The 26,038-nt window shown below is 46.1% G+C and carries 26 protein-coding genes; 10 read left to right on the top strand and 16 right to left on the bottom strand.

What is annotated here, in order from left to right; genetic code table 11:
- Positions 1 to 60 precede the first annotated feature (60 nt).
- The 7 genes from EOO49_RS05685 to EOO49_RS05655 all read right to left on the bottom strand — a co-directional run bounded on the left by EOO49_RS05685 (position 61) and on the right by EOO49_RS05655 (position 7,399).
- Complete coding sequence (locus EOO49_RS05685) at positions 61 to 852, bottom strand: BatD family protein (protein ID WP_290843617.1); 792 nt, start codon at positions 850 to 852, stop codon at positions 61 to 63.
- Between the two features lie 2 nt (positions 853 to 854).
- Positions 855 to 1,628 carry a tetratricopeptide repeat protein gene (locus EOO49_RS05680; protein ID WP_290843615.1) on the bottom strand — a complete coding sequence of 258 codons (774 nt, stop codon included), beginning with the start codon at positions 1,626 to 1,628 and terminating at the stop codon, positions 855 to 857.
- The gene (locus tag EOO49_RS05675; protein WP_290843613.1) at positions 1,625 to 2,665 is read right to left on the bottom strand and encodes a VWA domain-containing protein; all 1,041 of its coding nucleotides are present in this window, start codon (positions 2,663 to 2,665) and stop codon (positions 1,625 to 1,627) included. Before EOO49_RS05675 ends, EOO49_RS05680 begins: the two co-directional genes overlap by 4 nt.
- A 4-nt stretch (positions 2,666 to 2,669) precedes the next feature.
- A complete protein-coding gene (locus EOO49_RS05670) occupies positions 2,670 to 3,671 on the bottom strand; it encodes a VWA domain-containing protein (protein WP_290843952.1) in 1,002 nt (333 codons plus the stop codon).
- Complete coding sequence (locus EOO49_RS05665) at positions 3,671 to 5,290, bottom strand: hypothetical protein (RefSeq protein ID WP_290843611.1); 1,620 nt, start codon at positions 5,288 to 5,290, stop codon at positions 3,671 to 3,673. Before EOO49_RS05665 ends, EOO49_RS05670 begins: the two co-directional genes overlap by 1 nt.
- The gene (locus EOO49_RS05660) at positions 5,291 to 6,157 is read right to left on the bottom strand and encodes a DUF58 domain-containing protein (RefSeq protein WP_290843609.1); all 867 of its coding nucleotides are present in this window, start codon (positions 6,155 to 6,157) and stop codon (positions 5,291 to 5,293) included.
- Between the two features lie 237 nt (positions 6,158 to 6,394).
- Positions 6,395 to 7,399 carry a MoxR family ATPase gene (locus EOO49_RS05655; RefSeq protein ID WP_290843606.1) on the bottom strand — a complete coding sequence of 335 codons (1,005 nt, stop codon included), beginning with the start codon at positions 7,397 to 7,399 and terminating at the stop codon, positions 6,395 to 6,397.
- Positions 7,400 to 7,571: 172 nt separating this feature from the next.
- On the opposite strand from EOO49_RS05655, the gene EOO49_RS05650 reads away from it, so the two are divergent.
- The 7 genes from EOO49_RS05650 to EOO49_RS05620 all read left to right on the top strand — a co-directional run bounded on the left by EOO49_RS05650 (position 7,572) and on the right by EOO49_RS05620 (position 13,307).
- On the top strand, positions 7,572 to 8,441 hold the full coding sequence (locus tag EOO49_RS05650; protein ID WP_290843604.1) for an aldo/keto reductase: 870 nt from the start codon (positions 7,572 to 7,574) through the stop codon (positions 8,439 to 8,441).
- The gene (locus EOO49_RS05645) at positions 8,401 to 8,649 is read left to right on the top strand and encodes a hypothetical protein (protein WP_290843602.1); all 249 of its coding nucleotides are present in this window, start codon (positions 8,401 to 8,403) and stop codon (positions 8,647 to 8,649) included. Before EOO49_RS05650 ends, EOO49_RS05645 begins: the two co-directional genes overlap by 41 nt.
- On the top strand, positions 8,646 to 9,395 hold the full coding sequence (locus EOO49_RS05640; RefSeq protein ID WP_290843600.1) for an SDR family NAD(P)-dependent oxidoreductase: 750 nt from the start codon (positions 8,646 to 8,648) through the stop codon (positions 9,393 to 9,395). The genes EOO49_RS05645 and EOO49_RS05640 overlap by 4 nt, the downstream gene beginning before the upstream one ends.
- 59 nt (positions 9,396 to 9,454) lie before the next feature.
- Complete coding sequence (locus EOO49_RS05635; protein ID WP_290843598.1) at positions 9,455 to 10,690, top strand: serine hydrolase; 1,236 nt, start codon at positions 9,455 to 9,457, stop codon at positions 10,688 to 10,690.
- Positions 10,691 to 10,831: 141 nt separating this feature from the next.
- Positions 10,832 to 11,977, top strand: coding sequence for an ATP-binding protein (locus EOO49_RS05630; RefSeq protein ID WP_290843597.1), 1,146 nt, complete (start codon positions 10,832 to 10,834; stop codon positions 11,975 to 11,977).
- A 78-nt stretch (positions 11,978 to 12,055) separates the two neighbouring features.
- Positions 12,056 to 12,784 (top strand): metallophosphoesterase family protein, encoded by a 729-nt coding sequence (locus tag EOO49_RS05625; RefSeq protein ID WP_290843594.1) that lies wholly within the window; start codon positions 12,056 to 12,058, stop codon positions 12,782 to 12,784.
- 10 nt (positions 12,785 to 12,794) lie between these two features.
- Positions 12,795 to 13,307, top strand: a complete 513-nt coding sequence (locus tag EOO49_RS05620) for a DUF3575 domain-containing protein (RefSeq protein WP_290843593.1) — start codon at positions 12,795 to 12,797, stop codon at positions 13,305 to 13,307.
- A gap of 266 nt (positions 13,308 to 13,573) precedes the next feature.
- Here EOO49_RS05620 and EOO49_RS05615 read toward each other — a convergent pair whose 3' ends face one another.
- From EOO49_RS05615 to EOO49_RS05595, 5 genes are all read right to left on the bottom strand, one after another.
- Positions 13,574 to 13,960: a carboxypeptidase-like regulatory domain-containing protein gene (locus EOO49_RS05615; RefSeq protein ID WP_290843592.1), complete on the bottom strand. Its 387-nt coding sequence runs from the start codon at positions 13,958 to 13,960 to the stop codon at positions 13,574 to 13,576.
- 89 nt (positions 13,961 to 14,049) lie between these two features.
- Positions 14,050 to 15,555 carry an aldehyde dehydrogenase family protein gene (locus EOO49_RS05610; protein ID WP_290843590.1) on the bottom strand — a complete coding sequence of 502 codons (1,506 nt, stop codon included), beginning with the start codon at positions 15,553 to 15,555 and terminating at the stop codon, positions 14,050 to 14,052.
- A 156-nt stretch (positions 15,556 to 15,711) separates the two neighbouring features.
- Positions 15,712 to 16,089 (bottom strand): hypothetical protein, encoded by a 378-nt coding sequence (locus EOO49_RS05605; RefSeq protein ID WP_290843589.1) that lies wholly within the window; start codon positions 16,087 to 16,089, stop codon positions 15,712 to 15,714.
- Positions 16,090 to 16,126: 37 nt separating this feature from the next.
- A complete protein-coding gene (locus EOO49_RS05600; protein WP_290843588.1) occupies positions 16,127 to 16,660 on the bottom strand; it encodes a 3-hydroxyanthranilate 3,4-dioxygenase in 534 nt (177 codons plus the stop codon).
- A 179-nt stretch (positions 16,661 to 16,839) separates the two neighbouring features.
- Entirely contained in the window at positions 16,840 to 17,940 is a 1,101-nt protein-coding gene (locus EOO49_RS05595; RefSeq protein WP_290843586.1) for an endonuclease/exonuclease/phosphatase family protein, read from the bottom strand.
- Positions 17,941 to 18,075: 135 nt separating this feature from the next.
- On the opposite strand from EOO49_RS05595, the gene EOO49_RS05590 reads away from it, so the two are divergent.
- The 3 genes from EOO49_RS05590 to EOO49_RS05580 are packed head-to-tail and all read left to right on the top strand — an operon-like array spanning position 18,076 to position 22,901.
- Complete coding sequence (locus tag EOO49_RS05590; RefSeq protein WP_290843584.1) at positions 18,076 to 20,850, top strand: TonB-dependent receptor; 2,775 nt, start codon at positions 18,076 to 18,078, stop codon at positions 20,848 to 20,850.
- A gap of 11 nt (positions 20,851 to 20,861) precedes the next feature.
- Positions 20,862 to 21,479 carry a choice-of-anchor J domain-containing protein gene (locus tag EOO49_RS05585; RefSeq protein ID WP_290843582.1) on the top strand — a complete coding sequence of 206 codons (618 nt, stop codon included), beginning with the start codon at positions 20,862 to 20,864 and terminating at the stop codon, positions 21,477 to 21,479.
- Between the two features lie 6 nt (positions 21,480 to 21,485).
- Positions 21,486 to 22,901: a DUF5689 domain-containing protein gene (locus tag EOO49_RS05580; protein WP_290843580.1), complete on the top strand. Its 1,416-nt coding sequence runs from the start codon at positions 21,486 to 21,488 to the stop codon at positions 22,899 to 22,901.
- Positions 22,902 to 23,182: 281 nt separating this feature from the next.
- Here the strand turns inward: EOO49_RS05580 and EOO49_RS05575 are convergent, their stop codons facing one another.
- The 4 genes from EOO49_RS05575 to EOO49_RS05560 all read right to left on the bottom strand — a co-directional run bounded on the left by EOO49_RS05575 (position 23,183) and on the right by EOO49_RS05560 (position 25,516).
- Entirely contained in the window at positions 23,183 to 23,803 is a 621-nt protein-coding gene (locus EOO49_RS05575; protein WP_290843578.1) for a YiiX family permuted papain-like enzyme, read from the bottom strand.
- Positions 23,804 to 24,112: 309 nt separating this feature from the next.
- Positions 24,113 to 24,280: a hypothetical protein gene (locus EOO49_RS05570; protein WP_290843576.1), complete on the bottom strand. Its 168-nt coding sequence runs from the start codon at positions 24,278 to 24,280 to the stop codon at positions 24,113 to 24,115.
- A gap of 7 nt (positions 24,281 to 24,287) precedes the next feature.
- A complete protein-coding gene (locus EOO49_RS05565; RefSeq protein WP_290843574.1) occupies positions 24,288 to 24,722 on the bottom strand; it encodes a contact-dependent growth inhibition system immunity protein in 435 nt (144 codons plus the stop codon).
- Positions 24,704 to 25,516: a RimK family alpha-L-glutamate ligase gene (locus EOO49_RS05560; RefSeq protein WP_290843572.1), complete on the bottom strand. Its 813-nt coding sequence runs from the start codon at positions 25,514 to 25,516 to the stop codon at positions 24,704 to 24,706. Before EOO49_RS05560 ends, EOO49_RS05565 begins: the two co-directional genes overlap by 19 nt.
- Positions 25,517 to 26,038 lie beyond the last annotated feature (522 nt).

The raw sequence follows: 26,038 nt of genomic DNA, 5'->3' as shown, positions 1-26,038 counted from the left end.
GGTTGCAAAACTAACAATCGTTTTGAATCGTCGTAATACTTTAGCTTTTTGTTAATTAGTTTAAGGCTCGACTTTGATTTTTATCGGCTCGGTCGCGATCTTGACCGTTTCTTTTTTGGTGACGTCAAGTCCGAACGAATTCTTTGCGCCCGTCGCTTTCTCGATATCCAAATCAAAAACCTGGGAATCGACGATGAGTTCGCCGGTTTTCTTCGGAAGCAATCCGATGCGTTTCAAAATCGTCGTCCGTTGCGAAAACCCGTCCATTTCCATAGGTTCGGAAATTTCGCTTTTGACCGAAAAAACCTCGAAGTCACGAAATACCTCATCGACCGAAAAGGCATCCACGCCAATTGTCGTCGGAAAAAAAATGCGATAGCTCACAAACAAAGTATCTGACTTTTTTACGGTCGTGGCCGATGTTTCCAGCTTGATCACGACATCGTTTTCCACATTCGCTCCCGGTTTTTTCGCGATAATAGGTTTCACTTCGGAGACTTGAATCACGATCGCGTCCGTGAAATACGGATTTCCCAAATATTCCATCGATGCTTTGCCGATTTTGAAGCTGCCATTTTTGTCGGCTTTGAGTTTGTACTTATATGTTTTCCAAAAGGTTGTCTTGCCGCCGATCCAGACTTGTGAAGCCACTTGCGACGGGCCGCGCTCTATCGAAAAACCCTTGAAATCCGGAGGCGAAAATTTGTCAAAATCTACATTTGCCGAAAAAGTCACGGTTATGGTATCGTTCACCCAAATAGCTGTTTTTCTGGCTTTGGCCGTGAATTCTACCTCCGACTGCGCAAAAACGCCCTGAAAGAAAAACACCGACAAAATCACCAAAACCCGCATCGCTACCAATCTTTTTCAGTCTTCACAGGACGGCCTTTCTCCTGTTTTTCCTTCATTTTATCTTGGACTTTTTTCTCCTCGTAATTTACCGCATCGAGCAAGTTCTCTACGCGTTTGCCAGAAATTCCGCTTCCCGGAGTCGGCTTCGGACCTTCTTGCGGCTTGTTTCCTTCGCCGCCCTTGTTCTGGTCTTGTTTGTCTTTTCCGCTGCCTTTGTCCTGGTCTTGTTTATCTTTTTGGTTTTGCTTTTGGTTCTTGTCGTTTCCGCCGTTTTTCTTGTCTTCTTTATCGTTGCCTTTTTTGTCTTTGTCCTTGTCGTTCGGCTTCGGCGGATTTTCCTTGAGCATCTTTTTGGCAAGCGCATAATTGTAGCGCGTCTCGTCGTCGCTCGGTTTGTTTATCAACGCATCGCGATAAGCGTTTACCGCGCCTTGGTAATCTTTCATGCCCATAAGCACGTTGCCCATATTGTGGTAAGCGCGGTGTTTTTCGTCTCGCGTCGTGGCGTTTTTGATCGCATTTCCGTAGGCGTAACCGGCTTCTATCTCGTGCTTTTGTTCGTAAATGCTATTTCCCAGGTTGTACGAAGCCGCTGCTTTTTTGGCGAACTTCGATTGTGAAATGCGGTAATCGGCTTCGGCATCGGCATACTTTTTTTCGGCGAAAGCCTCGTTGCCTTTCGGGAGCGATCTGTCTTTTTCTTCCTTCGGTTTGTCTTGGGCAAAAACCGACGAAAGTCCAAACAAGATCAGGCTGTATGTGAGTAATTGCTTCATGGTTGTTTTTCGTTGAAAAGGTTCATGCGGCGAATCCATTTCGTCTTTTTGTCGAGCAGGAAAACGTCGATTGCCAAAAGCGCGAATGCGATTCCTATGAACCATTGGAACTGCGAATTGAAATCTGTGAACTGTTCGCTCTCGAATTCATTTCTCTCGATATTTTCAAGCGATTTCTTGACATATTCGACTACTTCCTTGGTATTGTTTCCGTCTACGTAACCTTTGCTGTTCTTGGCAAGCGCTTTTAGGCTTTCGGAGTTTCTCTTGGTGACGACGACTTCCCCGTTCGAATCGCGTTTGAATCCAGTGTTTTGTCCGTCGACTTTAAGCGGAATCGGGCCGCCTTTTTCGCTTCCGACACCAATCGTAATGATTTTGATACCATCTTTTTTGGCATCCTCGGCCACGTCGTCTGCGCCACCTTCGTGATCTTCACCATCCGAAATCAAAATGATCATCTTGCTCGTGCCTTTGTCGTCCTTATCGAAGTACGAACTCGAGATTTCGATTGCCTGGTCAAGCGCCGTTCCTTGGCTCGAAACCATATCGGTGTCCATGCTTTGCAGGAACATTTTGGCCGCTGCGTAATCAGTCGTGATGGGTAAAACCGGGAATGCGCTTCCGGCGTAAGCCACGATTCCGACGCGATCGCCCGCCAGATTGTTGATCAATTGGGAAACGATCTGCTTGGATTTCTCGATTCGGTTTGGCGCGACGTCTTCGGCCAACATACTCTTGGAAACGTCGATGGCGAACACGATGTCGATTCCTTCTCGCTTCACGGTTTCGGTTTTTGTTCCGATTTTCGGATTCACAAGCCCAATTGTCAAGCAAGCCAAAGCCAATCCGACGACCGAAAACTTCAGGATGTGCTTGAAAGTCGATTTTTCGGGCGACAGTCTTTTGACCATTTCCAAATCTCCGAATTCCTTTTGCTTGCGGCGTTTCCAGTACAGATTGAACAGGAAAATGGCCGCGAGAATCGGGATCGCGATGAGCAAATACAGATATTTCTTTTCGTCTAACTCGTACATGTCCTTAAATAAAACTGCGGAAAACCGTATTCCTCAATGAAACCTCAACGAGCAAAAACCCGAGCGCAAGCAGCGCAAACGGACGGAATTTCTCGTCGTAGTCGTAAAATTTCAGTTCCTCGATTTCGGTTGTCTCGAGTTTGTTTATTTCTTCGTAAATCGATTTCAGACTGTTTTTGCTCGTCGCCCGGAAGTATTTCCCGCCGGTTTTATTCGCGATCGATTTCATCAGTTGTTCGTCGATTTCAACCGGCATTCTTCTGAAAAGGAAATCGCCGTTCGGAGCGATCTGGTAAGGAAAATCGGCCATTCCTTTTGTTCCGATGCCGATCGTGTAAACCTTGATTCCGTATTCTTTTGCGATGTCGGACGCGGTTTCAGGTTCGATAAAACCCGTATTGTTCACGCCGTCGGTCATCAAAATGATGATTTTGCTCTTGGCCTTGCTGTCCTTGATGCGGTTTACGGCCGTGGCCAATCCCATTCCAATCGCGGTTCCGTCTTTGAGCATGTTGTCGTATTTGACAGATTTCAAAGCTTCCTCCACAATTCCTTTGTCGCTTGTGACGGGCGTTTTCGTGTAAGCTTCGGCTGCGTAGACGACGAGTCCGATGCGGTCGTTCGGTCTGCCTTCGACGAATTTTTCGGCTACATCTTTCAAGGCTTCCATGCGATTCGGACGCAAATCTCTCGCGAGCATCGAAGCCGAAACGTCGATTGACATCACGATATCGATCCCTTTGGTGGTTTTGGTCTTGCTTGAAATATCGACCGTTCTCGGACGCGCCAAAGCCACGATCATTGCGCTCAAGGCCAGAATCCGAAATACGAAAAGCATCGGTTTGATCTTCGCCAAAAACGAGGTCGAATTCCCGAAACCTTTGAGTGACGAGATCTTGAACGTCGCCGATTGCTGTTTGCGTTTCCAGATGTGCCATCCGACCAAAATCGGAATCAATAAAAACAACCAGAAAAATCCGGGATTCATGAATGTTACGCCTTCCATCATTGCATCACTTGTTTAAGTTCGACGGAATTCAGGATGCGCGTCGCCAGATCTTTTGCATAAGTGTCGTCTTCGCGGTGGATGATGATGATTTGCTGCAGACCGTTCTGTTGCCCAAAAACTAGCGCTTGATAAACCAGTTTCACGTCTTCGCCCGTAATTTTATCCTTCCGGACGTAGGTTCCGTAGGCTTTTCTGCCCGACAAACCTTGTCCTGTGTTGTATTCTTCCTGTTTCACGAGCATATTTTTGGCGCCCATTTTCTCGATCATTTCAACCGAACCTTCGATCGCTTTTTCCAGATCGATCTGAACTTCGCTCTTGTAACTCAACGTGGAAACGCCCACGTAAAAATCTTCTGTAAGCGAGCCGTAGCCGAACATCTGCGAATCTTTAAGCAATGCGAAAACGTCTTTTGGAAGAAATTTCTCGGCATCCATCCGCGTGAGTACCTTTGGCGTTTCGATCGCGATTGACGGATTTCCGTAGTCACTTTTCACCCATTCGCCTTCTGCAAGTTCTTTGGTCGGATGTCCCAAAACGTTGTCTTTCACGTAATCGAAACCTTTCGTGAAAACGAAATACGAGGTCGTGGCCACCAAAAGGAAAACGACCATCCCGACCGAAATGACGATGCGATTGCGCTTTTGTTTGGCGAGCGCTTTCTTGCGTTGGAGTTCGCGGAAAATCTCGGTTTCCTCGTCTTCTTCGACCGTCGGGACAGATTTGTCGATCACCACGATCACCTTCTGGATTTTTTCCTTGTCGGATGCGATCTCGAAATCCATCGGGCGCGACTTGGCGAATTTTACCAAATCGGCAGTTTTCAACACGCGTTCCAGATTCTCGAAAGTTTCCTGGTTGATTGGCATTTTCTTGCTCGACGCGGCTTCTCTTAAGGCGATTATAAGTTCTGAAGTCGTCGATTCCATTGCCGGAATGTGGATCACCTCTTCGATGTAAATCCTGGCGATATCAGTCAATTCGGAATAATAATCCTTGACTTCACCGCGTTGTACAAGCTGTTTTTTCTCGAGGTTCGACAACAACGCATTCGCCTTTTCGATTGGCGTTTTGTAGACGATTTCCTCGTTTTTCTTCTTCTGGAATTTCTTGATCAGATAATACACGCCAAACCCAATGGCGGCAATGACCAAAATCGAAAGGACAATCCAGATCCAAAACGGAACGCCTACAGATTCTGCGGCGATGATTGGCTTGATGTCGTACATTTTTTGTTTAAGCGTATCGACCTGCACGTTCGAGATTTCGAGGTTCAGACTGTCTGAATAGAACGGTTTTTTGTCGATCAGGACCGGGAGTCGCGGCACTTGGAATTTCCCCGAATCGAATTGCGTCAGTCCATAGCGTTTCACTAACTCAATCTTTCCGTCCTTCTCGACAGTGTCGACCACATAATTGCGAATGACTTCAAGGCTTCCGAAGCGATTTCCTCTTGGAAAAACCACGCTTTCGGTCGTATCGGCTTTCACCCTCAAAGTTAGGTTGAACTGAGCACCGATCTTGTTTTTGGTCGTATCGATGCTCGTCTCGACGCGTTTTTGGGAAAACCCGAACGCCGAAATCAGCAAAAATGCGATGTAAAGAATTTTTTTCATCTAAGTCCTGGATTTGAAATAGCCCAGTAATTTGGTCACGTAACTCTCGTCGACGCGCGTGTTTACGACGCCTGCGCCACATTTGGAAAACGTTTCCTTGAAATATTTGACTTTGTCGTGATAGTATTTTTCGTAGTCGAGACGAACCGATTTCGAGCCCGTGTTCACCAATCTTTGCTCGCCCGTTTCGGCGTCCAACATCGGAACCATTCCAAGATTAGGCAGTTTTTCTTCTCTCGCATCATAAACCCGAATTCCTGTGATGTCATGTTTTTTGGATGCGATCTTGAGCACGAAATCGTATTCCGGAGCCATGAAATCGGAAATCAAAAACACAATCGCCTTTTTCTTTTGTACCGACGAAAGGAATTTCAAGGCTTGCGCAACATCGGTTTTATTGCTTTTCGGCTTGAATTCGATGAGTTCGCGGATGATTCTCAAAACGTGCGACTTGCCTTTTTTGGGCGGAATGTAAAGTTCGATCTGATCTGAAAAAAGCACCAATCCGATCTTGTCGTTGTTCTGCGTTGCCGAAAATGCCATCGTTGCGGCAATCTCGGTCACGATTTCCTCCTTGAACTGGTTTTTAGATCCGAAGCTCTCCGAACCCGAAACATCGACCATAAGCATCATCGTGAGCTCGCGTTCTTCCTCGAAAACCTTGACAAACGGTTCGTTGTAGCGCGCCGTCACGTTCCAGTCGATCGCGCGAACGTCGTCTCCGAACTGGTATTGGCGCACTTCGCTGAAGGTCATTCCGCGGCCTTTGAAAGACGTGTGGTATTCGCCCGAGAAGATGTGATCGCTCAATCTTCTAGTCTTGATCTCGATTTTTCGGACTTTTTTGAGAAGTTCCTTTGTATCCATTGTTTTTAGATTTGAGTAGTGAGTTCGTAGTACTGAGATGAGCTTCGCTGAAAATCAATCCCTTTTTCTAAAACGTAACCCACATTTTTCTCGGGTTCGAGGCAAGAATCGAGAAGAGTTTCCGTAAGCGGTGATCTCATATCTCAATACTCATAACTCATTACTCATTACTCATTACTCATAACTCATAACTCATAACTCATTACTCATAACTCATTACTCATAACTCATATCTATTTATGGCACTTCGACCTCGTTGACGATCTTGTTGATGATGTCTACCGAAGTGATGTTCTCGGCTTCGGCTTCATAAGTGATCCCGATCCTGTGGCGCAAAACATCGTGAACGACGGCGCGAACATCTTCCGGAATCACGTATCCGCGGCGTTTGATGAAAGCGTAACACTTGGCGGCTGTGGCCAAATTGATGCTTCCACGCGGGGACGATCCGAAACTGATCAATGGTTTAAGGCTTTCCAGGCGATATTTCTCCGGGAAACGGGTTGCGAAAATGATATCAAGGATATATTTCTCGATTTTCTCGTCCATGTAAACTTCGCGGACCGCCGCTTGGGCGCGCAAAATCTGATCGATCGAAATCACTTGGTTGATTTTTTCGAAAGCGCCTTTGAGATTTTGGCGAATCACGAGTCTCTCGTCTTCCATTTTCGGATAATCGATCACGGTCTTCAACATGAAACGGTCGACCTGCGCTTCCGGAAGCGGATAAGTTCCTTCCTGTTCGATTGGGTTCTGGGTTGCCAGAACCAAAAATGGCTTGTCGAGTTTGAAAGTCGTATCGCCAATCGTGACCTGCTTTTCCTGCATGGCCTCGAGCAACGCCGATTGCACTTTTGCGGGCGCGCGGTTGATCTCATCCGCAAGCACGAAATTGGCGAAAATCGGGCCTTTCTTGATCGAGAAATCGTTGGCTTTGATGTTGTAGATCATGGTTCCGACGACGTCGGCGGGAAGTAGATCGGGAGTAAACTGGATACGGCTGAAAGAACCGTGAACGGCTTGCGAGAGCGTGTTTATGGCGAGTGTTTTGGCCAATCCGGGAACGCCTTCGAGCAAAATGTGACCTTGTCCCAACAATCCTATGAGCAAGCGTTCCGTCATGTGCTTTTGCCCGACGATAACTTTGCCCATTTCCATCATTAGAAGGTCGATAAAAGCGCTCTCTCTCTCTATTTTTTCATTGATCGCACGGATGTCCAATGCGGCGCTGGTGTCTTCCATTCTGTGAAAAATATTAGTTAAATGCTTGTTCAGTGAAAATTTACGTCCGCAAGGTGAAAATTTCTAGCGTTTAGAGTTGTTAACAGCTCGTTAAAAAATCGTTGAAAGCCCTGTGATTAAGGCTAATTTGTGATTTCGTTTTTATAATTTTAAGACCGAAAATAAACACCTTTTGAAAACAGCATTATCTCCAATTATTTCAGGCACCATGAATTGGGGCGCTTGGGATAAAAAACTTTCTGCCGAAGAGATGGCGCACACCATCGAAATTTGCGCAGAGAACGGAATCACCACTTTCGATCACGCCGATATTTATGGCGGATACACCACAGAAGCCGAATTTGGCCACGGATTCAAGAAAGCAAAAGTCTCGCGCGACAAAATCCAGCTCATTTCCAAATGCGGAATCCAGCATGTGACGGGCGACCGCGGCAACAAACTCAAGCATTACGACTATCGCAAAGACTACATAATTTGGTCGGTAGAGAATTCTTTGAAGAATTTGCAGACCGATTTTCTCGACGTCCTTTTGCTGCATCGACCGAGTCCTTTAATGGTCGCCGATGAAATTGCCGAAGCCGTCACCAAATTGCAGTCCGAAGGAAAAATCGTCGATTTCGGGCTTTCTAATTTCACGCCTTCGCAGACAGATCTCATCCGACAAAAAATTGAGGTCAGTTATAACCAAATCCAGTTTTCGGCCACAGATTTCGAACCGATGCTCGACGGAACTCTAGATCACATGCAAGTGAACGGAATCCGTCCGATGGCTTGGAATCCGCTCGGAACGGTCTTTCGCGAAGATTCTGAAAAGACGCGTTGGATGAAACAGCTTTTGGCGTCTTTGGTACAGAAATACGGCGTCGGTGCCGACACTTTGTTGCTCGCGTGGGTGTTGAAACATCCAGCCCAAATAATTCCCGTCGCAGGAACAGTCAACGTCGGACGCATCCAACAACTCATGAAAGCCACCCAAATCGAGATGGAACTCGAGGATTGGTTTGCGATCTGGACGGAAAGTATGGGCGATAAAGTGCCTTGAAACAGTAGCAGTAGCAGTAGCAGTAGCAGTAGCAGTAGCAGTAGCAGTAGCAGTAGCAGTAGCAGTAGCAGTAGCAGTAGCAGTAGCAGTAGCAGTAGCAGTAGCAGTAGCAAAAGTATTGAAGTTGAAAGACAGCTTGCGGTTGAAAGTTTTTTCTTCGCGAGCAAACTTGATGCCTGTCGTCGAGGCACAAAACCTGAAACCATGAAAACAGTCCTGATAACCGGAGCGACAAGCGGAATCGGTCGTGCGTGCGCGAGAATTTTCGCCAAGAACAATTTCAAAGTCATCATTTGCGGACGTCGCCAGGACAGACTTTCTGAACTTGCGGATGAACTTTCACACTTGTCTGAAGTGCACACTTTACTTTTCGATGTCTCTGATAAAATGGCTGTGGCCGAAGCGATTGCGTCGCTGCCCGAAAATTTCTGCGAAATCGACGTCTTGATAAACAACGCCGGAAATGCGCACGGACTCGATCCGATACAAAGCGGAAATCTCGACGATTGGGACGCGATGATCGACAGCAACGTGAAAGGTTTGCTTTATGTTTCGAAGGCCGTGACGCCGGGAATGGTCGACAGGCGAAAAGGTCATATCATAAACATCGGATCGATTGCCGGAAAAGAAGTTTACGCCAACGGAAATGTCTATTGTGCCACGAAACACGCTGTCGACGCTTTGACAAAAGGCATGCTTATCGACCTGAATCCTTATGGAATCAAGGTTGGCGCGGTGCATCCGGGAATGGTCGAAACCGAATTTTCCGAGGTCAGATTCAAAGGCGATTCAGACCGTGCGGCCAATGTCTACAAGGGTTTGACGCCGCTTTCTCCTGATGATGTCGCCGATGCGATCTATTTCGTGGTTTCGCGTCCGTATCACATCAACATTTCCGATTTGATCATTTTACCGACAGATCAGGCAAGCGCGACAGTCGTGAACAGACACTAGTTCTTTTTTTGTAATTTGTTGAGCGATTGCTATTTGCAAAATCTAAATCTGCTCTTCAAATGTACATTCGCGCCGTTTTTCTTTTGACTTTAGTCTTGTCGGTTTGCAACCTCAGTGCGCAAAAAAGCCAGTTTACGGCCGCCGAAAGTGCTTCAATCCACGACAGCATTCTCAAAAGTCGATGGGATGCGGGCGGACGATTGTCGCAATACAGTTTCCGCTACATGTCGGAATTTTTTCCCGTCGGGATTATCGAGAAGTCAGAAAATGTATACAAATTCGAGTCGCATCCGAAAAAACCGATTGCAGCAATCAGCGTCAATTCCAAAACAGGAAAATTGACTTTCGATGAGTATCTCAAAAAACTGCATGTCACGAGTTTTATCGTCGTTCACAAAGGCAGAATCGTTTATGAGCAGTACTTTTCGGCACTTCCGCAAGATCGGCAAACGCTGCAATCGATCAACAAAGTCATCACTTCGGCTTTGATAACCAATTTGGCCAACGAGAAAAAAATCGACCTTGAGCAACCTATCGAAAAATACATTCCTGACTTGACCGGAACAGATTGGCAAGGCATTTCCGTCAAGAACATTCTCAACATGCGTTCTGGCATGGACAGCAAGTCGATCGATTTTGCATCTGGTCCATTCACGAATCCGGAACACAAGAATTATCAGCTTGAATCTGCATTGGGAATTCTTCCGAAAGCCGAAAACACTCCGAAATCGGTCTACGAATTCATCAAGAACCTCAAAAAAGAAAAAGCTGCCGGTTTGGCCGCCGAATATTCGAACATCAACACTTTCGTCCTGGGTTGGCTCGCCGAAAATGTGAGCGGGAAAAAATATGCCGATCTGGTTTCGGAACGCATTTGGAAACAGATGGGCGCGTCATCTGATGCTTATGTTTGCCTTTCGGATAAAGGAATCGCGTGGCCGCACGGCGGAATTTCGTGCACACTAAGGGATTTGGCTCGCTTTGGGATGCTTTTTACGAACAGCGAGATTCGCGACAGGAAAGAAAGTCTGATCTCATTCAAGCAGCTTCAGGAAATTTTCGACGCCAAGCCGATCGACAGTCCGATTGCGCCGTTCAAATGGGCTTATCAATGGGATTGGGCAAGCGACGGAATCCTGATGAAAGGCGGTTTTGGCGGACAAGCGCTTTACGTGCATCCGCAAAAAGAAATCGTGATCGCCTACTTCAATTTTCCGGACAAGGATTGGGCAATGGACAATATGATTTCGCAAAAGGTGTTGACTGATATTTTGGATGCTTTGGATACTAGATGATAGTCAGTAAAATAAGAGACTGTGTTGCCGGAAGAGCTTGTCGATACATTTGGGCTCGTTCCATTGCAGAAATCGTCTACAGTCTCTATCTGTCCCAAAAAATTTAACGCAAACAAAACCTAAGATTCGTTAAGTTGCGGAATGATTAATAAACGCCTCTTGATCAAGAATTTGCTCGCGCACAACGACGAAAGCAGTTTTTATGACAAGAAGCGCCAATTGAACCTGCACACCAAAGAAGGAAAAGCCAAATTTCTCAAACACATTTGCGCGCTTTCGAACTCGAATCCGAACAACAATTCCTACATCGTCGTTGGTGTCGAAGATCAGGACAACCAAATTGTTGGCGACGACTTTTTCGACGACAGCCGCATCCAGAATCTCGTGAACGCTTTCCTGGAAAATCCGCCTCGGATTCAGTATGAGAATGTTCCGTTTCCGAATTTGCCCAAAGATCGCGTGGTGGGATTGGTCACGATCCGTCCCAAAACCAAGACCTCGTTCTTCAAGAAAAACATTTACACGATTGCCGCGAATACCGTTTTTGTGCGCGTCGGAAGCAACTCGACGCCGACTGAAAACGAGATCGAGCGCAGTTTCTCGAACACGCAAATCGTGATCGACATCGAGAACAATTCCCGAAATTCCATCGGATACACTTTGGACGGCGTCATGGATTTCATGCAGAACGGCCACCGCGACATTTCGCCCAAATACAAGGTGTTCAAGGAACTTTTCGTGATCTGTTGGGCTGGCACGAAGCGAAAAGTGCGCGAACAGACGTTTTTTTCACGAGTCGACATTGAACTTATCAACGAACAGGTCAAGCTTTTTTATTCGGCTTTGGATGATGTGACGATCGAATATGACGACGATTCGTTCACGATCACTGAATTCGTGCCTTTGGGTTTGAACGACCGCACGAGTTATTATCCGTTGGAAACACAGACGATTCGGTTTTATGACAACGGTTACTACAAGATCGACCGACAGTTTTTGTTCGAGCCGCCTCAGTTCAACCGCAAAATGTTGCATCACATCTACAATTCCAATCTTGTGTTGATAGATAAACTTCACAAAGGAATCGCATTGTCGAATCGCGAACAGCGCGACCTCGAGAATCTTTCCTCGACTTTGATGATTTGTTACCTGAACGGATTTGACGACGCCAAGCAAAGACTTATCGACGCCAAGTCACTTCTTAAGTCGCAAGCCAATTCGAGCGTCTATCTTTCTTTCAAGGAAGCGATGCGTGTTTTGCGCAAGATGAAGTATGATGTGCAATAAAATCTTAAAAAAGTTGCAGGACTGACCAATTGCCGATAAATTGTATTCACGCAAAACCTCGTATTTTTGCGGTGATTTATGAAAAGAACCTTAGCCATTGGCGACATACACGGCGGATTGCGCGCCCTTACACAAGCTTTCGATCGCGCCAACGTCACGACAGACGACAAACTGATCTTTCTTGGCGATTACGTCGACGGCTGGAGCGAATCACCTCAAGTGCTTGACTATCTCATCGCGCTTTCGCAGACGAATGAATGTGTTTTTCTTCGCGGAAATCACGACGATTTGCTGATGGAATGGCTTCGCGGAAAAGAGAACAAATTGTGGCACCAACATGGCGGCGAGGCGACAATTCTTGCGTATTCGATTTTGCCCGATTCGGCGAAAGAACCGCATATCGAGTTTTTGCAAAAACTGCAGAATTATCACCTTGACGACCAAAACAGACTTTTCGTCCACGCCGGATTCACGAATCTGCACGGCGTTGAACACGAATATTTCCCGCGCCTTTTGTATTGGGAACGCACGCTTTGGGAAATGGCTTTGGCTTTGGATCCGAATATGAGTCCGAAAAATCCTGCTTATCCGAAGCGATTCAAGGTTTACAAGGAAGTTTTCATAGGACACACACCAACGACGCGAATCGACGAAATGACGCCGCAAAATCGCGCCAACATCTGGAATATCGACACCGGCGCGGCTTTCAAGGGAAAACTTTCGGTAATCGACATCGATTCGAAGGAATTTTGGCAAAGCGAGACTTTACCCGAATTGTATCCGGACGAAACCGGACGAAACAGATAATCCAAACGACATGAAAAAACTGATTTATATGATTTGCGCGCTTTGTGCTTTTTCGGCTTTGGCCCAGAAACACGAGGTGAAATGGAATATCGGAAACACGATTTTGCATGCTTCGGCCGAAATCGGATACGAATATCTGATCGACAACCACCAATCGGTCGGGGCCGAATTCCTTATAAACGATGTCTACAACCTGAGAATCGGCCGACAAGCCAAGGATTTCGACACGAACAGTTTCAAGATTGCCTACAGTTATTACACGGGCGAACGCAACGACGCTTTCCAGATTTCACCTTTTATCCAGGTTCGCGTGGGCGATTACCAACAATATTCCGATAGTGAAAAAGTGGATATGGATAGTTTTATCGTCGGAATTGGCGGCGGTTACAAATGGAACATCAACGATAAATTCGTGTTTGGGCCTTATTTTACCGTTGGGCGGAATTTTAGCGAGGAAGTCAATGACGAGTTCAATACGCCTGTGGAGTTTGGCGTTGGATTTGGGATTGGGTATCGTTTTTAATGTTCGCTATTCGTTATTCGTTATTCGTTATTCGTTATTCGTTATTCGTTATTCGTTGTTCAAATTGTTCTTCAACTTCGACTTTTCAGCGGTAGCGCGGAGTCTGTGACTCCGCAAGACGCGTGACGGAGTTTAAAACTCCGAAACCTTGACCATCTTAAAAGCTAAAAAAAGGCCGAAGAACTTTTTCAAAACCGCAAACGAGCCACTAAAAAGCATAAAAAAATCCCGTCTATTAAACGGGATTTCTATTTTTTACCAAATAGCTACAAAGGCGATATTTCGAAGGTAAGATTCTGAGGATTCACGTGACAGACATTTTCCGTGACCTGAAATCCGTTTGAGATAAACGATTGATAGCCGTCTTTTTGAATCGTGAGAACGTAAGTTCCGGTTCTCTCCCAAGCGCCAACGTAAGTCGCGGGATTACTCGCGGGAACTAACTCAAGGATTTCTCCATAAGCGCCATCTTGAGCCGTGATAACGACATCTGACAAAAATTCGCCTGTTGCCGCATCTTTCACCTGAACGTTGAGTCCGGCGACGGCTTCCTCAGTACAATTGTCATCCAAAAACGCGTTGTCATCGTTGTCTTCGCAAGTTGCCGCCATCAAAAGCGGGAAACAGCACAGGATCAAAAGGAGTTTTCTCATAGCTTCGGATTTTTCCAAATATACAATTTAGTCGAATGGCAAATGTCGAAAGCGATCGACTTTCGACATCTGTTCCATTCAGGTATTTTTTACAAATCGAACTTTATTCCTTGCGCCAAAGGCAATTTGTCCGTGTAATTGATCGTATTCGTTTGGCGTCTCATATAGACTTTCCAAGCGTCAGAACCAGATTCGCGTCCGCCGCCGGTTTCTTTTTCGCCTCCAAAAGCTCCACCGATTTCAGCGCCGGAAGTTCCGATGTTTACGTTGGCGATTCCGCAGTCTGAACCAGCTACGGAAAGGAATCTTTCGGCTTCACGCAAATTCGTGGTCATGATCGCAGACGAAAGTCCTTGCGCGACACCATTTTGGAAATCGATCGCATTTTCGACTTCTCCCGAATATTTGATCAGGTACAAAATCGGGGCAAAAGTCTCGTGTTGCACGATCTGGTAAGAATTGTCCGCTTCGGCGATTGCAGGTTTCACGTAACATCCGCTTTCAAATCCCTCGCCTGACAGCACGCCGCCTTCGACAAGGATTTTTCCGCCTTGGGCGACGACTTTTTCAAGCGCATCGCTGTACATTGTCACGGCAGCCGTGTCGATAAGTGGCCCGACGTGGTTATTTTGATCCAAAGGATTTCCGATGCGAAGTTGGCCGTAAGCCTTCACGATCGCGTCTTTCACCTGTTCGTAAACACTTTCGTTGATAATAAGTCGGCGAGTCGATGTGCAACGTTGTCCCGCTGTTCCGACTGCTCCAAAAACCGCTCCGATTACCGTCATTTTGATATCGGCATCCGGAGTTACGATTATGGCGTTGTTTCCGCCGAGTTCCAAGAGCGACTTTCCGAGTCTTTCGGCAACCGTTTTGGCGACGATTTTTCCCATTCTTGTCGAACCTGTGGCCGAAACCAACGGCACACGCGTGTCTTTCGACATCAATTCTCCAATCGTGTAATCACCGTTGATCAAACACGAAATACCTTCCGGGAGATCGTTTTCTTTCAGGACTTGGGCGATGATATTCTGGCAGGCGATTCCGCAGATCGGGGTTTTTTCGGATGGTTTCCAAACGCAGACGTCGCCACAAATCCAGGCCAAAGCCGTATTCCACGACCAAACGGCAACTGGGAAATTGAAGGCCGAAATGATCCCGACAATTCCCAGCGAGTGATATTGCTCGTACATTCTGTGTCCGGGACGTTCGGAGTGCATTGTGAGTCCGTGCAATTGGCGCGAAAGTCCAACCGCGAAATCACAGATGTCGATCATTTCCTGAACTTCTCCGTAACCTTCCTGAAGCGATTTTCCCATTTCATAAGAGACGAGTTTTCCAAGCGCTTCTTTGTTCTCGCGAAGTTTTTGTCCGAACTGGCGCACGATTTCACCTCTTTGAGGAGCCGGCATAAGCCTGAATGTCTTGAAAGCCGATTGAGCCGATTGTATTACTTTTTCGTAATCTGCCGCGGTTGACTGGCGCACTTTGGCGATAAGTTGTCCGTCTACCGGAGAATAACTTTCGAGGATTTCTCCCGAAGCGAAGGTTTCGTTTCCGGTAGATGTTCCGTCGTTTATGTCTTTGATGCCCAATGTTCGTTGTTCGTTGTTCGTTGTTCGTTGTTCGTTGTTCGTTGTTCGTTGTTCGTTGTTCGTTGTTCGTTGTTCGTTGTTCGTTGTTCGTTGTTCGTTGTTCGTTGTTTAAAATTAATTCGTTCCGTACTTCATAAAAACTTATGAGACAAGATTTTATACAGAATTTATCTTAAATATTGAAGTTTTATGAATGTTGAACAACGAATAACGAATGTTGAATTTGGAAGTTTTTTGAATGTTGAAGTTTTTGAATGTCGAACAACGAATAACGAATGTTGAATGTTGAAGTTTCTTGAATGTCGAACAACGAATAACGAATGTTGAATGTTGAACGAAACTAGCCCCGATAGCAGCGGCTAGCCTTTCGCCAAAAAATAAAACAGGTTTGCCCAAAAACCGCAGCGACCAGAGGAAGCTCGCGGTTTTTGTTGCAAACCCTTTATTTTTGACGGAAGCTAATAGCGGATAGCGGGTTAATGCTCCCATTAAAAAACCAAGTTCAAAAACCCAAATCCCAACTTTTCGTTCCATTGGAACTTGGAATTTGATTATTGGATATTGAGTTTTCCTACTTCACAAACCTCGGATCGGCATCCATCTTAGTCCCGCATTTGTCGCAAGTGCGCAATTCTTGAGAGTTGTAAAAATGCTTGAAGTGCGGCAAAAAGTCCTTTTCGATGTCGTGCAGTTCGAAATACACGTCGTAAAGTTTGTGGTTGCAGTTTTCGCAGAACCATAAAAGTCCGTCGGTGAAGCCTTTGCCTGCGCGCACTCGTTCGATGACCAAACCGATCGAACCTTCTGAACGAACCGGCGAATGCGGCGTTTTGGCCGGATGCAAATACATGTCACCCGCGTGCAATTCCATTTCCTTTCGCTCGCCTTCGTCCTGAACGATGACTTTTATCGAGCCTTCGAGTTGGTAGAAAAGTTCCTCGGTTTCGTTGTAATGATAGTCTTTTCTAGCGTTTGGACCCGCGACAACCATAACTATATAGTCGTCAGAAAGCGGATAGATGTTTTTGTTGCCGACAGGCGGTTTCAGCAAATGTCGATTTTCGTCGATCCATTTATTAAGGTTGAAAGGCGGAGTTATGGCCATGTTCTTGAGATGATAGACTAAGAGATGATAGATAATAGACTAGAGATGATAGACGCAATCGGGTGGATACGTCCGTGCATAAAATTAGCGAATATTGGAATCGCGTCGATTAAAATTTCGCCAAAAGAAAACGGACCGATGAAACACCGATCCGTCTATTACTATTTACTGTTGAGAAATTATTTCTTCCCTTCTTTAATAAGGTAGATGTAAACCGGGAAGTGATCCGAAAATCCGGGCTCGGCTGTGGAATTCCTTAGCGGATAACCTTTGTATTGCCCTGATGTCTGGATCAGGAACGATTTGTTGTAGATTCCGGCTTTCCAGTATTTCCATTTGTCGGTCTTGGCGTTCACGAAACCTTCGGACACGATGATCTGGTCGAAAATGTCGCCGGCGTCGCGGTAAAAAAGTGTCGCTTCGCCATTTTTTTGCATCTGCTCGAACGGATTGTACATGTCGCCTGGCTGCAAGTCGGTCTTTTTCAACTTGGCTCCGATGCCTTGCTTCACACTTTTGTTGTAAGGTCCGTCATTCAAATCGCCCATCGTGATGACTTTGGCGTTCGGATTGATCTTCACAAGGGAATCGATGATGCGGCGGTTCAATCTTCCGGCTGCTTCGCGGAAAGGACTCGATTTTTTCTCGCCACCGGAACGCGATGGCCAGTGATTTACGATCACGTGGATTTCTTCTCCATCGAGCAAACCTGTCACCAACAATTGGTCGCGGGTGTAAACGCGTTTGTCTACGCCGGCAACTTGCTTGTCGTCTTCGGTGTGGTCTTCCTTGTCGTCTTTGTCTGATTTTTTGCCTTCGTCGGTTGTGATCAGCAATGGGATGTTTTTGTAGCTCGTGGGTTTGAAGTATTTCTTCTGATACAAAAATCCTACGTCGATACCGCGTTTGTCCGGAGAGTCGAAATGCACGATTCCGTAGTCTTTCCCAGCCATTTGGTAGTTTTTGACCAAGTCCTCGAGCACGCGTCGATTCTCGATTTCAGAAACACCGATGATTGCCGGAGATTCTTTTTGCTGATCGCTTGTTCCGATTTGCGGGATGACACGACCGAGATTGTCGAGTTTCTTTCTGTACTTTTTTGATGTCCAACCACGCGATGGAAGGTACTCTTCGTCGTTGTTCGGACCGTTGATGGTATCGAACAGGTTTTCCAGATTGTAGAACGCAACCGTATGCACTTTATACTGTTTGTCCTGTGATTTGGCCGAAGTTATTGCGAATAACACAACAAAAGCAGCGATGAATCGTTTAATCGTCATAAATCTAATATTAATTTAAGGTCAAGTTTTACACAAAACTCGAGCCAAAAGTAAATAATATTACTAAAAGCAGTACATTTGCCCGCTTTAAGTTTTTATTAAGACTCTGAAACTGAATTAATTTTAATTTTTAATATGAGAAAACTTGTCCTTAGTGTTCTACTTTCTATGCAGGCACTTATCGCATTCTCGCAGGCTACTACCAGTATGACCGGTAAAGTCGTGGATGCAAAATCGCAACGCCCGATGCCAAATGTCGAGGTAAGTGTGATTAACACCAATCTCACAGAACTTACCAACATCAGTGGTGCGTTCAACTTCAAGGAAATGGCCACGGGAGATCAAATGGTCAGAGTACGTTTCACGGGATTCAAGGATCAATTGATTCCGGTGACGATCCAACAAGGAAAAATCCTTGACCTCGGAACTGTCGCTCTAGAGGAAGACATTACCTCAGAACAACAGTTGTCGCTTATCACGATAACAGAAAACGACCTTGGTGACGACAACTCCGGATCAGAAACGACTGCCGGACTTCTTCAGGCAACTCGCGACGTTTTCCAACAGTCGGCGGCCTTCAACTGGGGACAAGCCCGTTTCAGAATCAGAGGTTTTGACAACGAATACGGTACGACGATGATCAACGGCGTCACCATGAACAAAATATACGACGGACGTCCGCAGTGGAGCAACTGGGGCGGCTTGAACGATGCGACGCGCAACCAGGAATTCACGATGGGTTCTGCTCCATCTGATTATACTTTCGGAGGAATCCTCGGAACTCAGGAAATCAACACACGCGCTTCGATTTACCGCGCCGGAACCCGCGTCTCTTTCTCGGGAACGAACACGAACTACAGCTGGAGAACAATGGCAACTCACGCCTCTGGATTGAGCAAAGACGGATGGGCTTATGTAGTTTCGGCATCACGCCGTTGGGCTCAGGAAGGTTATTTCGAAGGAACAGATTACGATGCGTTTTCGGTTTTTGCCAGCGTCGAAAAACGTTTCAACGAACACCATTCCTTGAACTTCACTTCGATCTACGCGCAAAACAGCCGTGGAAAGAACTCTCCCAACACTGCCGAGGTAATCAACATCGCAGGTGAAGAATACAACTCTTATTGGGGATGGCAAAACGGCAAGAAGCGCAACTCACGCGACAAAGACGTAGAAGAGCCAATCAACATGCTTACGCACTACTGGAAGTTCAACGACAAGACAAGCTTGCAGACAAACGTATCGTTCCAAAGCGGTTCTGTTGGAAACAGCCGTTTGGATTACCAGGATGCGAGAAACCCTGACCCAACTTACTACAGAAACTTGCCAAGTTTCTACGGATACAACCTTACGGATACTTTCCCTGGATCGACAACGACCTTGGCTTCAACGACTCCGTTTTACCAAAACCGTCAAATCGACTGGAACTTCTTGTACAACACGAACCAGAACACAGAAGACGGAAACAGCGTTTACGTACTTTACGAAGATCGCACAGATGACAAGCAATGGACTGCAAACTCTATCCTGACGTCACAACTTTCTGACAACATCGCTTTGAACGCCGGAGCCTCTTTCCGCAAATTGAAATCGCACAACTTCCAGAACCTTTTGGATCTTTTGGGCGGACAATTCTACAGAGACATCGACGCTTTCGGAACTGGCGACCAGGAACAATCTGACCTGAACAACCCGAACCGCAATGTAGGCGTGGGCGATGCTTTCGGATACAACTATAACCTTGAGGCCAATGTTGCCGATGCGTTTACGCAATTCAAGTTCGCCTACAAGACTTTCGATTTCTACCTTGCCCAGAATTTCACTCGCACGGAATACCAAAGAGAAGGTTTGTACAGAAACGGATATTATCCGACGAACTCTTTCGGAAAAAGCAAATCGGTGGTTTTTGAAAACTTCGGATTCAAAGGTGGACTTACTTACAAACTCAACGGACAAAACTATTTCGTATTCAACGGATTGTACATGTCGAAAGCGCCAACGATGCGCAACGTATTCCCGAATGCGCGTTTGAGCAACAACATCATGGAAGAAGCCGTAAGCGAGAACATCGTTTCTGCAGACGGAAGCTACGTAATCAGAATGCCGAAATTCAAAGCCCGTTTGACAGGTTATTACGCCAAAGTGAAAAACGCTACGGAAACGTCTTTCTTCTTTGCTGAAGGTATTTTCGAAGGTGAAGGTTCAGATGCCGATGCATTTGTTGCCGAAACCGTTACCAACCTAGACAAGAAATACATGGGTGGAGAACTCGGTTTGGAATACCAACTTACTTCGACTATCAAAATTACGGGAAGCGCCGCCTACGGACAATTTACGTACGACAACAATCCTAACGTTTTCCTGAACCAGGATGCCGCTGCTACGCCAGACAACCCGAATCCGCTTATCAACTACGGAAGATCGCACTTGAAAAACTACAGATTGCCGGGCACGCCTCAGCAAGCTTACTCTGTAGGAATTGAGTACCGCGATCCGCATTTCTGGTGGATCGGTGCCAACGGAAACTACCTGGCAGACAACTTCCTTGACGTTTCCCCAATCTTGCGCACGGACAATTTCTTCCGCAACCCTGAAACGGGAGACGAATTCCTTAACATCGACCCAACTCGTGCGCGTCGTTTGTTGCAACAGGAAAGACTTGACAATTTCTACCTTGTGAACCTTACAGGTGGAAAGTCTTGGAGAATCGATGGAAAAACGCTCGGATTCTTCGCCAGCGTCAACAACCTTTTCGACGAGAAATACCGCACCGGCGGATACGAACAAGCTCGTAACGGTAACTACCGCGAGCTTGACACAGACCTTGCCAGCGGAACGCCTCAATTTGGCCCGAGATACTTCCAAGGTTACGGAAGAACATATTTCGTTAACTTGTACATCCAATTTTAATTGCTATGAAAATGAGAATGTTTAAATTTTTCGGATTGGCCCTCATCGCGTCGGCGGCTTTGGTAAGCTGCGTTGGCGACGACGATACGGAATTGCCTAACTACACGCCACTTATCCTGGGACAGGATTTTGAGAACGGCGCTGCAGACAACACGATCCTTGACGTTACCGGATGGTCCAATTTTGTGACAGCGGGAGCGATGCGTTGGAAGAACCAAACTTACAGCGGAAACAATTATGCCGAGTTCACAGGTTACCAATCAGGTGACGCCACGAACATCGGATGGTTGATTTCTCCAGCTGTGAACCTTGACGAACAAGAAGGCGAGTCATTGAAATTCGACGTTTCCCAAAGTTATGTGACCGATGCATCGAACTCACTCGAGGTATTGATCTCTACAGACTGGGACGGAACCGAAGCGAACATCAACGCCGCTACCTGGACTGCGCTTCCTGCATCCATTCCGGGAACAAGCGCGACTTATTTCGAATTCCAGGATTCAGGAAACATCGATTTGTCTACTTACACAGGAACTGCCCACATCGCTTTCAAAGTGACTGGCGGAACTGCTGCCGCGATTGACGGAGGTTACCAAATCGACAACGTGAAAATCTCTTACCAAAACTAAAAAGCCATGAAATCCATCATAAAAAAATCAGCGTTGTTGTTGCTTGCTCTCGGCTTGACCGTAAGCTGTGTGAACAGCGACGATTATTCGGCTCCGGCAAATGACTGCGTTGATCCGGGACTTGTTGCGAACAAAGCTGTTCTCGACGTGAAAAATGCCGCTACTTCTTCACCTGTTCTTTACGAATCGGCTACAGAAGACATCATCGAAGGTTACGTGACGTCAAACGACGAAAAAGGGAACTTCTTCAAGACAGTTTACCTTCAAACGCTTCCTACTGACGGAACAGATCCAATCGGATTCGCGATCGCCTTGGACGTGACGACCATGTATGGATACAATTTCATCCCGGGAAGAAAAGTCTACGTCAAAATGAACGGACTTTACACCGCAGTTACAAACGGAATCCTAACGATTGGTGCTTTGTATCAACCAGCTCCGACAGATACGCCATCAGTTGGCCGTATCGCCGAAGGAGATTGGAAGAAAAACGTATTTGTAGGCTGCGAGCAGGTTGAAGAATCAGAATTGTTGCGCCACGTGACAATCACGCAAGCATACACGAATGCAGTTCTTGGAACGCTTATCGAAATCGACAACGTCCAATTCGCCGACGGTTCTGTAGGACGCAAATTCTACGACGTAGATTCAGGCGGTGGCGCTACGAATCACGCTTTGGTGAGTTCATCTGTTCCGCCATTGTCTTTCGCAGGAGACGGGATCATCCGTTTCAGCAGCTTCGCCTCGTTCATCAACGAAACTGTTCCGGCAGAAAGCGGATCGATCCGTGGCGTAATGACAAAATTCGGAAGCACATTCCAGTTCATGGTGCGTTCACAAAGCGACATCCATTTGTCTGGCCCACGTGTTGATGCTTATCCGGCGCTTGTTGGAGCGAACATCCAGTTCAACCCGACATTCAACGAAACTTTCGAAAGCTACCCAACGACGAGCAACTACAACGGACAAACGCTTGCCAACCTGGTAAACGACGCCAACATCGGTTCGAAATATTGGAGCGTAAGAACGTTCTCATCAAACAAATACGCACAGTTTTCATCGTTCAACTCGAATCAGTCGAACACGGTTTATTTGGCTTTCCCGGTTTTGATGACGCCAGGAAACAAATTCTCTTTCCAAACCAAAGACGGATTCAACAACGGAGCGGTTCTTAAAGTATACTACTCGACAAACTACGTTGCAGGTCAAAACGTCGATGACGCTACTTTGGTAGACATCACGTCGAACTTCACGATTGCCTCGGGTTCAACTTCTGGTTATGCCACGAACTTCACAAACAGCGGAAACTATACGATTCCGGCCGGCGTGACAGGAAACGGTTTCTTCCTAATCAAATACACAGGAAACAGCACCGGAATTACAACTACGATGCAAATCGACAACGTAAAGGTTACTCCATAACACCCTTTCGATTCTCATAAAAACCGGCCTCAGTGCCGGTTTTTTTATGGGGAGCAATTTCCGGCTGTCTCGCAGTAGTCCTCGCCCGCAAATCGGTTTTTTGTGCGCTTTGCGTCGGGCTTCACAAGGTCGCCGCGCAAAACGTCAAAAAACAGGATTTCCGAGGCTGTGGGCTACTCGCAAACATCCGGGCTAGGCAAAATGCATTCAATAAAATTTCGTGGAAATATGGGCTTTAAATCGGCTCCGAGCCTTGACGCAAGTGTGAAGTGCTTTCATGTCTACTTACTCAAAACCGTCTTCAGATTTCCGCTCTCAAAAATCGAAACGGGAGAAATCACGGTTTCATCCAACGGAATCTTATTGCCATATCGCGCTTTCAAAATTGATTTTACCGTCGCATCAGACAAGTCGAAATCGCGAAGCTTTTGCAGTTTTCCGATCTCGATGCCCGCGCCGCGTTTGTAAATTTTCCAGATCAGCTCCGAACAATAGATCTTGTCGTCACTCCAACCGAACCCCAGATCATAATTCTTCCCGATCATTGTCTTACCTACAAGCTGCATTTTTCGAAGAACATCGGCGTTCAGCACTGATTCGTCTTTGAGCCTTTTGACGACATATTTCTTGTTCTGTCCTCGCTTTATCCAACTTTCCAAAGTCGTCTTTTTCACAGGTTGGATCGCCTCGAAAACAAACCACCTTCCGTTTTCCCTGAACAAAATCCCGCAGTGCGAATATTTCGATTTGGTCGCCAGCTGAATCGCTTTACTTTGGCTGGAAAGGGATGTCTGGAAAATCAGGTCGCCTTCGTGCAGCTTCGAGAAATCGTCTTTTCGCATTGCGACGAATCCGAAGAAAACCACAAAAATTACGAAAAGTGAAAGGCTGAGTTTTTTCATTTTCTAAAGTTAACCGATTGAAGTCGAATCTTTCGGGAATCACGTCGATTAGTTCAGATGCCGAGCAGACTTTACAAGATTCTGATTATTCGGACTCACATCGGAAAACGGCTTGAACCAACGATTGACAGCATTTTCGATCCCAAATTTTCGCCTTTTGTGCGACCGATTCAAAATCCGAAGCTATAAATTTCAAGGTTTTCAGACAATTTCCGCCCTAGCTTCTCGCATCCGAGAGCATCGCAATCAGTATTTGTTCGGACTCAACTTTAGCAAGATCGTTCGTCCAAGAAAAGAATCGGCAAATTTTCAAGGATTCAACTCAAAGTCCGGCACTTCAAGGTTATTCGGACGGAATTTTCTGCTCTCCCAAATCGCCACCAAAAAGTGTAAAGACCAGATGTGGTCGTCACCAAGTTCGACCACGGTTTCCCTACTCCTTTTGATGATTTCCAACGCATCAGAACTGAACTCCATAACTGTTTCAACCTATCACAGCGAAATTTGAAAAATGCCCAAACCACTGTTTTTTGATGGATTTGGAGGTGTCCTCAGTTTTCAGTCTCTCTGAATTCGACTCGAACAAATCCACGACAGATTGCCATTCGCTCTTATTTTCCAGCCAGTATTTTGCGTCGGCAGTCAATACTGAATTCAACAAATCGCCCTCATAGAAATCGCCTTCCGCCAGAATGTTCTGGTGCAAAACCTCAATCGCCATCGGAATCAAATAAGCCAAACCGATATTTTGTCCAATCATGATCCGCAAATCTTCCACCTCAAATTGTGATAACGGCTTTTCGCGCAAGGCGAAACAGGTCCGAATCAGCGTCGTCGGTTCTTCTCCCCCTGATTTCCAAACGTCGTTTTCGAGGCTTTCCAATGATTTGTCGGGCCAATTCACTTGCTTTCGATGCATTTTGCAAGTTCTGATTTCACTTCGTCCGGAAAACCTGAAAGTCCGGGAATGTCGTTGTATTCCACAAAATGATACTCGCCGTTTTTGTCCTCGAGGATATCGATCGCGACGATGTCAGCCTTGAGGAAATCCTTGAGTTTTTTGGTTTGCTCAAGAAGCTTTTCGTTGATATCTATCAAAACGAAATCGGTTGTTTCTACATTCGCTTTCCAAAACTTGCCTTTTCGCGCCATTGCCCAAATCTTGTCGCCAATCGCCAGATATCGGATATCTTTTTCGTAGTCGATAAAAGGTTCGACCGTCACGTAGTCCTCCGAAATGAACAGCAAATCTTTCACATCCTGCCATTTTCGTTCGTCTTCTACGAGCACTTTTCCGAAACCTCCGTGATAATTTCCGGCTTTCACCACAAACGGAAACGCGATTTGGATGTTCTTGAGATGCGTCGATGTCGTTGCCACATTGAATGGAATCAAAGGCAATTCACACGCTTTCGTCACGTTCAGCATTGACAGCCTGTCGTATCCTTTGACCAAAACTTCGGCGGCGTTCACACAAGGGATTCCGGACATGGCGATGATTTCCAATGCCGTTCTATGTTTGGCATTTGGCCTGATCGCGCCCACTCGCCATAGAATTTTACTTGGTTTGCAAACACCGTTTTGGTCTATCGCATATAGTTCGCCTTTTTTCAGTAGCCATTCGGTCGACTGGATTTTCTTTTGTTCGACGTTATGGTTCGGCAGATAATCTTGCCAATAACTTTCGCCGTTTACGATGAGGATTGTTTCCATTTTTTGTTTTGAATGCGTCAGAAGCATTGTTTTCGTACCAAACGAGAACTGAATGTTCGCTTTTTGAAATCGCGATTTTTCTGCGGACGTCAGGTTTGTTAGCGACACCCTTGCCGCATGAGCCTTCTGTCTTCGTAAAGATAATCGTCTTTTGTCAACAAAACTTCGTGGGTTTCTTCTGGATTTCTGGTGCCAAATCTGGTATTGGTCATTTTTGCTTTTAAAGTTTTCACGGACTTCAAACTGTCAGATACGAAATTGGGGAATTACTTTCAACCGATTCCGATAACGGATAGAAAGATGTTTTTAGAATGTCAGCTAATCCATATTTCTTTTTCTCGTTTTCGATTCCGATGCGCTTGCGTTTCGAGAAACTAATCGAAAAACGAATGCTTTTGCAAACAAAAAACCCGAGCATAAAAGCCCGGGTTTTGTATATAACGCTGAAAAAAATTTACTGTTTTACGATAAGGAACTCGCTGCGTCTGTTCTGTGCGTGCTGTTCCTCGGTGCAGTCGGCAC

The sequence above is a fragment of the Flavobacterium sp. genome, from assembly GCF_004295795.1.
Lineage (GTDB): Bacteria > Bacteroidota > Bacteroidia > Flavobacteriales > Flavobacteriaceae > Flavobacterium.
This window is presented reverse-complemented; position numbering and strand designations above follow the sequence as displayed.